The sequence below is a fragment of the Pyxidicoccus sp. M15 genome, assembly GCF_056858435.1.
This window is the reverse complement of record NZ_CM166495.1, coordinates 6,894,936-6,906,606: the sequence shown is the minus strand read 5'-3', so window position 1 is coordinate 6,906,606 and position 11,671 is coordinate 6,894,936. Positions and strand designations below refer to the sequence as shown.

The window sequence follows — 11,671 nt, the reverse complement described above, 5'->3', positions numbered from 1 at the left end:
GGCCAGGAGTTTTTCCGACGCAAAGGGTAGGTAGAGGATGGAGGCTCAGGAGGTGACACCCAGCAGGTTCCAGCTCGCGAGCCTCCACACCAGGGCCACGGCGGCCAGGGTGACGCTCGTGACGTGGAGGCGCGCGGGCACTCCGCCCGAGTGCTTCCACCAGGCACGCACGGTGAGCAGGAGGGCCACGGGCGTGAGCACCGCCACGGCCTGCACGAGCAGGAGCAGCACGCGGGCGAAGGGCGGCATCCCGAAGAAGGCCAACCATGTCACGTCGGCCGCATGGCGCGTCATGTACACCTGCCCCAGCAGCAGGAACAGGCCGAGCACGCTGAGAATGCCCGCGGCCCACCGCTCGGGGTGGCGGGAGCGTGTGGCGCCTTGCGCGCTCCGCGCCCGCCTCCAGAGGGCCGCCAGGGGCCAGCACACGACGGCCGATGCGAAGAGCAGACTCACGGCGGCCAACAGCCCCGTGTTGAAGCGCTGGGTCTGGTACCAGGGCAACCGGTCGAACGACTCCGTACCAGCGGCGAGGTAGCTGGCGCGCTCGTCCGCCTCCACGCGGAAGGCCAGCAGCTGCTCGGGCAGGCCATCCTCGGCCGGGGCGAACAGGGCCGGGGACACCTCCACGAAGCGGATTGGAGACGAGCCATTGGTGGAGATGAGCAGGGAGCCCTGGGGTCCGGCACTCACCTGGAGCTGATTCTCCAGCACACTGCCCGCCTGGAGGTTGGTGTAGCCGCGCCGGGTCGGTCCGTAGACCCCGGTGTACCGCCTCGTCCGCTCCGCGCTCCCGGCCATGGGCGTGGGCGGAGGCAGCGGCGGGTCCTCGGGGTAGTAGCGGTCCAGGAACACCTTGATGAGCTGCTCCGTGGCCGCGTCGATGGGGCCGCCCACGTCCCGCGCATTGAAGGCGACGAACAGCCCCACGCCCGTTTCCGGGAGGAGCACCAGGTCCGCGCGGAACAGCCCCGTCCCGCCGTCGTGCGACAGCAGCCGCTGGCCGTGGGAGCGGCCCTCCGCGAAGCCGTGCGCCCAGCCGTCCAGGGCCGGATGCGCGCTGAAGGAGCGGCGATGCATCCGCCTCGCGGTGTCCTCGCGCAGGATGCGGCGGTCTCCGTACCGGCCCTCCTGCAGGTGGGCAATCATGAACCTCGCCATGTCGGGCGCGCTCGCGCTCATCGCGCCGTCTGGCTGCGTGTCGAGGTACTCGAAGCCTCCTTCCCAGCTCATGCCTTCGCTCCGGTGGTAGCCGGTGGCCAGGTGCTCGGCCAGTCCGGGCGGGAGTGGCTGGCGGAAGGTGCTGTGCCGCATGTCCAGCGGCTCCAGGATGGCTTTCTCGATGTAGAGCTCGAACGGCATCCCCGACACCCGCTCGACGATGTGGCCGGCCAGGGCCGTGCCGTAGTTGGAGTAGCTGGACGCGATTCCCGGGGGGCGTACCCGGGCGGGGAGCTTTCGCGCCAGCACCTGCGCCAGCGGCTCGAGCTGGGATGCCTCCCGCAGGATGCCGCCCAGGCTGTTGTCCTCGAACCCGGCCGTATGGGACATCAGGTGGCGGAGGGTGATGGGCTCGGGATACGTCGCGGGTATCTGGAAGTCCTTCAGGTACTGGTTGACGTCGGCATCCAGGTCCACCCGTCCCTGCTCGGCCAGCTGCATGACCGCCGTCCACGTGAACAGCTTGCTGATGGAGCCGATGCGGAAGAGCGTCTCGTCCCGGACGGGGCGGTGCTGCTCGAGGTCGGCGTACCCATGGCTCCGGGCATGGAGGACGCGGCCATCCCGCACCACCACCAGCGCGGCCCCCGGCACGTTCAGGGCCTCCAACTGGGCGGCGATGGCGCCGTCCAGGAAGGCCCCCAGCTCCACCGGGTCCCTGGGCCCGAGCAGGCGGGCCTCCTGACCCACCGCCTGCGTCTGGCCCCATGCCGGAAGTGAGAGTCCGAGTACGAGCCCGAGGATGGCGATGCCGAGCATCCGGACAGGATGACGAGCGCTCCGGGCGAGGGCCTTCGTCCGCGGAGGCCCTTGCGTGTCCAGCGGCTAACACAGGCTCCCAGCTTCAAAGGGGATTACCGCGCACTCTTCCTTCGAATGCTGAGGAAGATGGCCCCCCACGCAGTCGCCGCGGTACTGGGAACGGCTCACCCAGGACTTCGGCCTGTTGGACGACGAGGAAGGCAGGCCGGGGAACTCGACGAGGCCCGGCAGACGTTGGAACGCCTCCTTCCGCCGCTCCGCCCTTCTGACGGAGGAAGGCAGGCGAGACATGTCCGGCGAGGCTGCCTATCCGGAGCGCACCCAAATAGAAGAAGCAGATGCCTGCGCCACGGGGGCCGCGCGCAGGCGAAGTGGCGCTCGCGAAGTCCGTGGGGGTCAGGCGTAGAGGTTTCTGCCCGGCTCGGTGATGAGGATCTGTCGATTCGCTTCATTCCATGACACGTTGAAGGTGACGAAACGCACGATGTCGACGACCTTGGCCCATGTCCTCGAAGCGTTGTCCGCCCAGTAGGTGAAGCTGACGTACTGGCCGTTGACCTTGACCTGGCCGTCCCAGTCCACGCGGAAGCCGAGTTGTTCAGCGAGCTTCCGGATGGGGGCGAAGGAGGAGCCGCCTATCAGCACCACCGGGCACTGCAAGGCGCTGCCCTCGTACATGAGGGTGGCCGGCTGGGCATCAAAGAGGGTCAGCACATACTGGTTGATGATGGAGATCAGCTTGGTTGAGTACTGTGGGTCGGTCGCATAACCGGCGCGGTGGATTTCCTGCGCGAATCGCGCGGCATCGCCCGTGTAGTTGAAGGCGTTCGCATACCGGCTGTTCTGTCGCAGGAACCACCCATGGTCCGCGAAGGACTCCGAGGCAGTGTTGTACTTGCGGAATGCCGCATTCACGGTGCACCACTGTCCGTTCACATATTCACTGGTGGGCAGGGTGATAGAGCCGGCAGGGCCTGTTCCCTTGATGCCGAAAAAGTTGTTGGCGAGGCGTGAGAGGTCGGACGCTCCATACGCGCTCTCGAGGCACGCCTGGGCAAGTGTGACGGAGGCCGGCACCCGCGTTTCGCTCTGGCTCATCATCGCGTCGACTCGGACACGATCGATGAAGGCTTGGCCGGTGGCTGGAAGGAGTGATTCGAAGCTGGCTGGCATGGTGCACCTCCTGACTGTTTCCATCAAACGGTGTGTACGGAGTGCCGCGTTCGCCAGCACCCGCAGTCAATGTGGGTTGGAGCATCCGCCTCTCCCCGGTGCGAACCGGGCGCGTGCTCAGATGTCCGTGAGAAGCGCAGCGTGGACTGGCCGCGCTTGCGAGCGCCTCCGCCGTCGAGACGCGGCCACACCGCTTGCCCCCGTGCTGGTTGCTCGATGGATGTCGAACGAGGCCATTTCTACCCCTGTCCTGACGCTTTGGAGCGAGGGGAGGGGGACCTGTCCCCTGTTGCGTCCGGAGCCGCGAGGGGAAACCCCATGACGGCCAGGCCGCGTCGTACCCGGAGAAGCGGCTCGTGAGAGTGCCGGACTCGAGCGGAGCCGGAAGCTGGCTTCCGTCCCGGGGCGTGCCCTGGGCGAAGTTGCATGGAATGGAGTCCACGCTGCGCTTCCTCCAGCTGTAGGCCTCACCGGAGGAGCAGCGGATGCTCGACCAACTCCTCTACCGGCTCGGGCTGGCGAAATCCTGCATCACGGGCCCTCACCGTGGCCCACGATTCCGGAAGGATGAGCCGCAGCTCTGGGAGCTCGTCCATGGAGTGTCCGCGAACCTCCTGCTCCTCATGCCGCCAGACATGCCGGCCACGCAGGCGCTGGATGAGCGCACGGAGCCGGGCATTTGGGGCACACCGGTGAGTTGCGGCGGTGACGTGCGGGTCCCCGGAGGCTTTCGCATGACCCCCGACGTCTCCGGGCTCAGCCAGGGTTCGCCAGAGATGACGGCGCTGGGAAGCGGCTACTTGCTCGTGTACCGCATCACGCGGTTCGGGAACTTCTTCTTCTACGAGGCGTCTGAGCAGGAGGCTGGAGGCCAGCGGCATCCAGACGGCCTACAGCCTCATGCCGGTAGCGACAGCAGGTCACTCACATGGAGACGCACGCTCAGACCACGATGACCTGGGCTTCGATATTTGCTTGAATATTGTTCTCGCCATCAACAAACGCGGGTAACAACGTCGTCGGAAGGGAGCCCTGGGGGCGCACCTCAGTTGATGCTTCTTGTTCGAGGAGAGGACGGCTCCATAGTCGATTTCTGATGCGGATCTGGCGACGAAGATGAAGGTCCATTTTCCGTAATTGTCGTCCGTGTTGAACTTTTGGCCCTGGTAGAAACGATAAAGAATGTCGGAAACGCCGGCTGCTGCAGCCACGACGTTGCCGCCCGCAATCGCCATCACGTCGGTGACGATTGCATCAGGAGGCAGGTGGTAGTCGCTCAATGTGGGAACCTTCATTTGCTGGAATGCACGAGCTACATAGGGTGTCGTCTCGTCCGACTCGTACATGTACAGCTGGACTATCGCGAACTGCCCAGCAGGTATCGGAATTGAGAACAGAAAATCGTTGAAGACGCGCGACTTCGACCCGGAGACCGTCAACCCGCCGTGGGGTCTTGAGACGTTGGCTTCCTGGCGTACGGGCTTTGGATAATCCACGCAAGATACAGGTCGACTCCATTACCGAAGGCGCCGTCGTCTTCCTTCTTGATGCTGTAGCTCCTGAGCTTGAGTAGTGCAGTAGGCATGACGGCTCCTCCGGTTGGCGGCCCTGTCGAAACCTAATAATCATTTACAGCGAAAAGCATCCACGCCTCGCCTGTCGAACTGGCCCTCGCGCCCTGCCCAAGTCCCTCGATGGAGGAGAGAACCGAGGCGGACACCGCAGGGAGGTACGGGCATCGCTCCCCACGCGGACAGGATTGCAGCAGGGCAATGAGGCGGCGTATTCGCTCCTTGCCGCCCATGCACAGGGTGGTGTGACGATGCGCTGGTCCCCAGCCCGGCCGCGAGCGCGTCGTAGGACAGCCGCAGTTTGCCGGAGTACACACCCAGGCTGGAGAGCGTGCCGCCGGGCCTCAGCATCCGCAGCGCGTTCTCGAAGGTCTGCTGCGTCCGTGTTGCGCAACCGAGACCGCGGCCGTGGAGCCAAACGCCCCCACGCCACCCGCGTTCCGCTACCGCTTTATGTCGAGCCGGACATCATCCAGCGTGACGTCCAGCGGGGCGTCGTCTGAGCCGAGCCGGAAGCGGTTCACCCGAGTCTCCGTCTGCCGCACGCGGCTGGACGCGAAGGGACAATCGAACTCCGCGCCCGGGCCCCGGAGGTAGAAGTCCAGGATGGAGTAGCGCCCTCCGACGTCACGCTGCCGTAGGGCGACGCTGTATACCGCCCACCGCCCGACTCGTCGCGAGGGAAGTCCCGCACCTTCCCCGTGCCGCCCGCTGTCGCGTCGCTCTTCCAACGCGCGGTGTCCACGACGAAGAACCGCGGGCCGTCCACCTCCGTCAGAGGGAGCAGCGCAACGTCTGCATGGCTGCCTCCGGCAATGCGCACGGCTTGCGTCCGGACGCTCCCACGCGCGGGTCACGCCGGTGGAACACGCAGTGCTTACCGCAGAGGTATGCCCATGCAACGAGACTGGCGTCAGCGGTACGCGGACAAGGTGGTCACCGCCGAGGAGGCGATTGGCAGCATCCCTCCGGGGAGGCGCATCCTCATCGGCTCGGGGGCGGCGGAGCCGGTGACGCTGGTTCGGGCCATGGTGGAGAAGGGCGAACACCTGGCCGACAACGAGGTGGTTCACCTCCTGACGCTCGGCCCGGCGCCCTACGTCGAGGCCGCCCACGCGCGGCGCTTCCGACACATCGCCTTCTTCATCGGCCCCAACGTGCGTCAGGCCGTTCAGGAGGGCAGGGCGGACTTCATGCCGGTCTTCCTCTCGGAGATTCCGGAGCTCATCCGCAGCCGCCGCGTCCGCATCGACGTGGCGCTGCTCCAGGTGAGCCCGCCGGACTCGCATGGCTACGTCAGCCTCGGCGTGTCCGTGGACGTGGTGCGCAGCGCCGTGGACGCGGCAACCCTGCTGATGGCCGAGGTGAACCCGAACATGCCGCGCACGCATGGGGACTCGTTCCTGGACGTGCGCCGCATCCACCACCTGGTGCCGGTGGACGCCCCCCTGCTGGAGGCCCACGCCGAGCCCGGGGATGAGGTCTCGCGGCGGATTGGCGCGCACATCGCCCGGCTCATTCCGGACGGGGCCACGCTGCAGACGGGCATCGGGAAGATTCCGGATGCGGTGCTGGCGCAGCTCGGCGGCCACCACGACCTGGGCATTCACACGGAGATGCTGTCCGACGGCGTCATGCGGCTGGTGGAGGCGGGCGTCATCACCGGGCGCAAGAAGACATTGCTGCCGGGCAAGCTGGTGACCTCCTTCATCATGGGCAGCCACCCGCTCTACGCGTGGGCGCACGAGAACCCGGCCATCGAAATGCGCCCGAGCGACTTCACCAACGACCCGATGGTGGTCGCGGGCAACGAGAAGATGATTGCCATCAACGGCGCGCTGGCGGTGGACCTCACCGGGCAGGTGGCGGCGGACACGCTGGGCGGGTGCTTCTACTCGGGCATTGGCGGGCAGGTGGACTTCATGCGCGGGGCGCGCCGGAGCCGGGGAGGAAAGCCCATCATCGCCCTGCCCTCGACGGCGAAGGGGGGCACCGTGAGCCGCATCCAGGTGGCGTTGGAGCCGGGCACCGGCGTCGTCACCAGCCGGGGTGACGTGCACTACGTCGTGACGGAGTATGGCGTGGCCGACCTGTGGGGCAGGAACATCCGCGAGCGCGCCCTGGCCCTCATCGACATCGCCCACCCGGACTTCCGGGGCGAGCTGATGGCCTCGGCCAAGGGGCGCAAGTGGGTGTTGCCGGACCAGGTGGTGCCCCGGGCGTGCTACCCCTGGGCCGAGGCGAGGCAGGAGCGCACGCTGTCCGGGGACGCGTTGCTCATCCGCCCGGCGCGCATCACCGACGAGCGCGCCTTGCAGGACCTCATGTACGGCCTGTCGAGCGAGAGCTGCTACCGACGCTTCCTGGGGCTGAAGAAGGAGCATCCGCACGAGGAGATGCAGCAGCTCGTGGACCTGGACTACGAGCAGAACCTGGCGCTGGTGGCCTGCCCGCCGGGAACGGACGAGGTGGTGGGCGTGGTGCGCTATGTCGTGGACCCGGCCACCCGGCTCGCGGACGTGGCCTTCGTGGTGCGCGACGACTGGCAGGGCCGCGGCGTGGGCACGCTGCTGATGCGCCGCATCCGCGAGGCGGCCATGGCCCGAGGGCTTCCCGGCTTCCAGGCGGACGTGCTGGTGACGAACAAGCCCATGCTGGACGTCTTCCACGAGAGCGGTCTGCCCATCCGCTCGCGCCACGTGGATGGCGTCTACCATCTGGAGATGCTCTTCCCCAGGGGGCCACCGGCGGAGTCGAGTCCTTCCAGGTGAGGCGCGTCAGGCCATGGAGGCAGACGGCCCGACGACGCGCCTCCCCAGGTTGCGAAGCTGTACCCGCTCCATCAGCGCGTGCGCCGCAACCAGGAGGAGCGTCATGAGCGTCATGCGAGGACCTGGCCTGTAGTCGGCGCGCACCCGGACCACCAGCCGGGTCGCATCCTTGCCCACGGGCTGGAGCACGAACCCCCAGGTCGAGCGATTCTGCACCTCCCCCGCGCCCCCCGGTCCGCCTGAGAGCAATGACGGAGTGCCCAGGACGAGCAGGCGCTCCGGCTCCAGGCGGAGCACGCCGAACCCGTCGGAGCCCGTAGGGCGCGCGGGGAGGATGTCTCCGACAGACAGGTGCTGGAACCGCGGGAGGATGCGGTCCGCGCTGGGGATGCCCGCATTGTCCAGGCGGTCCAGGCTGTACCAGCCCCCGCGCTGGCAGCCCATCTGGACGAGCCAGGGCCAGACACGGCTGGGCGGTGCCTCGAGGGTGCGTGCGTGGGTCCGCTGCAGCCGCGCCTCCGGGAGGAGCTCATCGCCAGGCAGGGCCACCTGCTTCTCGGACCGCGCAGGGCCCAGCTCCCGCCGCAGCCTGTGGAGCTCGCCCTTGCGGATGGCCCGGGAGAACCGGCCAATCAGCCCCCAGTACCGCCGGAAGCGAGCCCATGACGTCGCATCCGTCGCCGTCACGCGCAGCTCGACGCCAATCCAGGCGCCGCCTCCTTCGCGCGGGTCCACCCGCAGATTCCAGGTGAGCTTGCCGAAGCCCGGCGCCTCGAACGCGGTGAAGCGCGCGGGCGTCACCTCCACGAAGTCGATGCGAGGCTGCCAGAAACGGCCGATGGAGCCGACCACCAACTCGCGCCCGGGCTCCTCGCCCAGCAGGATGAAGCCATTGCCCGGCGCGACGATGTCCTCGATGCGCATGGAGGGGCTCCGCTGGAGTGGCTTGTCACGAAGCCGGGCGAGGAGGCGCTCGGGAAGCAGCCGGAGGGCGAAGAGCCAGCGGATGAACGGGATGTGGCTCAGGTCGATGGCGCGCACCGCGGCCCAGGCCTGCTCGGGAGTCGCGGCAACGGCGACCCGGTCCACTTCGCGCAGCGAGCAATCCGGCATGAATTCGTGGATGAGCGACATGCACTCATCAGGTGTGCCGCGCGCCCGGGTGTCGCAAGCAGGGCAGGGGCGAACGGACAGGGCCTCCAGCGCTCCCTTCCCGGAGCCTTCCGCCTCCCTGCTCGCATTGCGCAACATGTGCTGGAGATGGGCCCATGAAGATTCATCACCTCACGGTGGCGGAGAGCCTGCTCAGCCTGGGCAGCGGGGCCGGGGGGCTCACCCGCGCCGAGGCGGAGCGCCGCCAGCGGGAGTTCGGCCCCAACCAGGTCTCCCATGCCCGCCAGGAGTCGCTGGCCCGCCGGCTGGTGCGTCAGTTCACCCACTTCTTCGCGCTCGTGCTCTGGGCGGCGGCGGCCCTGGCCTTCATGTCGGCGTGGCAGGAGCCGGGGCAGGGAATGGCGACGCTGGGCTTCGCCATCCTGGGGGTCATCCTCGTCAACGGGCTGTTCTCCTTCGTCCAGGAATACCGCGCGGAGCGGGCCCTCGCGTCGCTGCGCCGGCTGCTGCCGGGCGAGGTGAAGGTGCTGCGCGACGGCCAGGTCTGCCTGCTGCCCGCCGCCGCGCTGGTGCCCGGGGATGTGCTCGTGCTGGAGGAGGGCGACCAGGTGCCCGCGGACGCGCGCGTGCTGGAGGCGCATGGGGCGCAGGTGAACAACGCCACCATCACCGGTGAGTCCTCCGCGGAACCTCGCGAGGCCGCGCCCAGCCAGGAGGACGACCTGGTCCACGGCGCCAACGTGGTGCTGGCGGGCACCTTCCTCACCACCGGCCGGCTGCGCGCGCTCGTCTTCGCCACCGGCATGCAGACGGAGTTCGGGCGGATTGCCCACCTCACGCAGGTGACGTCCGTGGAGCTCTCCCCGCTGCAGCGGGAAATCGTCCGGTTGGGCCGCATCGTCGCGGCGCTGGCCACGGCGCTCGGAGTCGTCTTCTTCCTCATCGGCCGAGCGCTGGGGCTGCCGCCCTGGGAGAACCTCCTGTTCGCCATCGGCATCATCGTGGCCAACGTGCCCGAGGGGCTGCTGCCCACCGTCACGCTGTCGCTGGCCATGGCTTCGCAGCGCATGGCGAAGCGCAACGTGGTGGTGAGAGACCTCGTCTCCGTGGAGACGCTGGGCTCGGCCACCGTCATCTGCACCGACAAGACGGGCACCCTCACGGAGAACCGGATGGAGGCGCGCACCCTCTTCGTCGCCAGCGGGCGCCACGCCACCTCGCCCCAGGCGCTGGGCGCGCTGGCCGGCCCGCACCGGCACCTCTTCGAGGGCGCGCGGCTGTGCCACACCCTCCAGGAGGTGCGCCGCAACGGCGAGCTGGAGCTGGCCGGAGAGCCGATGGAGGTGGCGCTGTTGCACCTGGGGACCCGGGCGCTGCACGGGCCGCTGGAGGCGCCGCGGGAGGACGAGCTGCCCTTCGACTCCGAGCGCAAGCGCCTCTCCACCCTGCACCGCATGGCTGGAGGCCGCGTCCTGTACACCAAGGGCGCGGTGGAGGCGGTGCTGCCCCTGTGCCGGGAGGTGGACGCCGAGGAGGGCGTGCGCCCATTGACGACCGGGGAGGCCGAACGCTTCCGGCGCGCGGGCGAGGCGCTCGCGCAGGAGGGCCTGCGGGTGCTCGCCCTTGCGTACCGGCGGCTCGCGGAAGGGGTGGAGCCGTCGCACTGGGAGGAAGGGCTGGTGCTCTCGGGGCTGGTGGGACTGGAGGACCCCATCCGTCCGGAGGTGCCGGAGGCCATCCAGCGCTGCCGCGAGGCGGGTATCCGCGTCATCCTCGTCACCGGAGACCACCCGCGCACGGCGGAGGCGGTGGCGCGGCAGGTGGGACTGGTGCGCGCGGCGCGGCCGGTGGTGCTCACCAGCGCGGACCTGCGGCGGTTGTCGGACGCCCAGCTCCAGATTGCCCTGGACGCGCCAGAGGTGCTCTTTGCCCGCGTGGCTCCGGTGGACAAGCGGCGCGTGGTGATGGCCCTCAAGCGCAAGCATGAGGTGGTGGCCGTCACCGGGGACGGGGTGAATGACGCGCCCGCGATGAAGGAGGCGCACATCGGCATCGCCATGGGGCTGTCGGGCACGGATGTGGCGCGCGAGGCCGCGGACGTGGTGCTCGCGGACGACAACTTCGCCAGCATCGTCGCCGGGGTGGAGGAGGGGCGCGCCGTCTACTCCAACATCCGCAAGTTCCTCACCTACATCCTCACCTCCAATGTTCCAGAAATCATTCCGTATCTGGCCTTCGTGCTGCTGCGCATTCCGCTGCCGCTGAGCATCCTGCAAATCCTCGCGGTGGACCTGGGCACCGACATGCTGCCCGCGCTGGCGCTGGGAGCCGAGCCGCCCCACGCCCGGGTGATGCACCAGCCGCCCTCGGACTTCAGGAAACGACTGCTGGATGGGCGGCTGCTCGTGCGCGCCTACCTCTTCCTGGGGGTGATGGAGGCCACTGCCGCCATGGCCGCCTTCTTCTTCGTGCTGGAGCGCGGCGGCTGGCGCTACGGCGAGCCATTGCCGTGGAATGCCCCACTGCACCTCCAGGCCATGGCCGCGTGCCTGGGCGCCATCATCGTCATGCAGGTGGCCAACGTGCTGCTGTGCCGGACGGAGCGTGCCCCCACCTTCTCCGCGCGGGTGCGCGACAACCCGCTGCTGCTGCTGGGCGTGGCGGTGGAGTTGCTGCTGCTCGTGTTCATCCTCTACACGCCGTGGGGCAACCACGTCTTCACCACCGCCCCGCCGCCCGCGGCGCTCTGGCCCTTCGTGCTTCCGTTCGCCCTGGGGATGCTCGCGCTGGAGGAGGCGCGCAAGGCGTGGGTCCGTCACCGTCCTCATCATCCCCTCCGCCGACTGCAGGCCCAAGATCGTGCTTCACGTCGTTGCGGACCCTCCGGCCGGACGGGCGACGGGATGTCGTGAGCCCATCCCCATGCCGCCCACACGCTTCTCGCCTGCGAAGGAGGCGGGGCTTGCTGTGCCTGGCCGGCCCTCGCGGGTTGCATCCCGGGACGGGGGTGCGCTGCCTACGTGCAGGGCATGCGCCAACAGGCCGCGAGGTCCGGAGACA

The 11,671-nt window shown here is 68.5% G+C and carries 7 protein-coding genes; 3 read left to right on the top strand and 4 right to left on the bottom strand.

Annotated elements, in window-relative coordinates; all coding sequences use genetic code 11:
- Window positions 1–45 precede the first annotated feature (45 nt).
- Together ACX9TP_RS25465 and ACX9TP_RS25460 are read right to left on the bottom strand one after the other, a co-directional pair.
- Complete coding sequence (locus ACX9TP_RS25465) at window positions 46–1,980, bottom strand: serine hydrolase domain-containing protein (protein ID WP_482973210.1); 1,935 nt, start codon at window positions 1,978–1,980, stop codon at window positions 46–48.
- A 399-nt stretch (window positions 1,981–2,379) separates the two neighbouring features.
- Window positions 2,380–3,156 (bottom strand): glucosaminidase domain-containing protein, encoded by a 777-nt coding sequence (locus ACX9TP_RS25460; RefSeq protein ID WP_482973209.1) that lies wholly within the window; start codon window positions 3,154–3,156, stop codon window positions 2,380–2,382.
- 485 nt (window positions 3,157–3,641) lie between these two features.
- On the opposite strand from ACX9TP_RS25460, the gene ACX9TP_RS25455 reads away from it, so the two are divergent.
- Window positions 3,642–4,112, top strand: a complete 471-nt coding sequence (locus ACX9TP_RS25455; protein ID WP_482973208.1) for a hypothetical protein — start codon at window positions 3,642–3,644, stop codon at window positions 4,110–4,112.
- Here ACX9TP_RS25455 and ACX9TP_RS25450 read toward each other — a convergent pair.
- Window positions 4,077–4,652, bottom strand: a complete 576-nt coding sequence (locus ACX9TP_RS25450; RefSeq protein ID WP_482973207.1) for a hypothetical protein — start codon at window positions 4,650–4,652, stop codon at window positions 4,077–4,079. The genes ACX9TP_RS25455 and ACX9TP_RS25450 overlap by 36 nt on opposite strands.
- A gap of 971 nt (window positions 4,653–5,623) precedes the next feature.
- Between ACX9TP_RS25450 and ACX9TP_RS25445 the strand changes: the two genes are divergently transcribed.
- On the top strand, window positions 5,624–7,498 hold the full coding sequence (locus ACX9TP_RS25445; protein WP_482973206.1) for a GNAT family N-acetyltransferase: 1,875 nt from the start codon (window positions 5,624–5,626) through the stop codon (window positions 7,496–7,498).
- A 6-nt stretch (window positions 7,499–7,504) separates the two neighbouring features.
- Here the strand turns inward: ACX9TP_RS25445 and ACX9TP_RS25440 are convergent, their stop codons facing one another.
- The gene (locus tag ACX9TP_RS25440) at window positions 7,505–8,632 is read right to left on the bottom strand and encodes a hypothetical protein (protein ID WP_482973205.1); all 1,128 of its coding nucleotides are present in this window, start codon (window positions 8,630–8,632) and stop codon (window positions 7,505–7,507) included.
- Window positions 8,633–8,766: 134 nt separating this feature from the next.
- On the opposite strand from ACX9TP_RS25440, the gene ACX9TP_RS25435 reads away from it, so the two are divergent.
- Complete coding sequence (locus tag ACX9TP_RS25435; protein ID WP_482973204.1) at window positions 8,767–11,523, top strand: cation-translocating P-type ATPase; 2,757 nt, start codon at window positions 8,767–8,769, stop codon at window positions 11,521–11,523.
- The last annotated feature ends 148 nt before the right edge of the window (window positions 11,524–11,671 follow it).

Excerpts from the sequence above, each read along its gene's own strand:
- ACX9TP_RS25445 (WP_482973206.1), top strand. The coding sequence starts at position 5,624 with ATGCAACGAGACTGGCGTCAGCGGTACGCGGACAAGGTGGTCACCGCC.
- ACX9TP_RS25465 (WP_482973210.1), bottom strand. The coding sequence starts at position 1,980 with ATGCTCGGCATCGCCATCCTCGGGCTCGTACTCGGACTCTCACTTCCG.
- ACX9TP_RS25435 (WP_482973204.1), top strand. The coding sequence starts at position 8,767 with ATGAAGATTCATCACCTCACGGTGGCGGAGAGCCTGCTCAGCCTGGGC.
- ACX9TP_RS25460 (WP_482973209.1), bottom strand. The coding sequence starts at position 3,156 with ATGCCAGCCAGCTTCGAATCACTCCTTCCAGCCACCGGCCAAGCCTTC.
- ACX9TP_RS25440 (WP_482973205.1), bottom strand. The coding sequence starts at position 8,632 with ATGTCGCTCATCCACGAATTCATGCCGGATTGCTCGCTGCGCGAAGTG.
- ACX9TP_RS25455 (WP_482973208.1), top strand. The coding sequence starts at position 3,642 with ATGCTCGACCAACTCCTCTACCGGCTCGGGCTGGCGAAATCCTGCATC.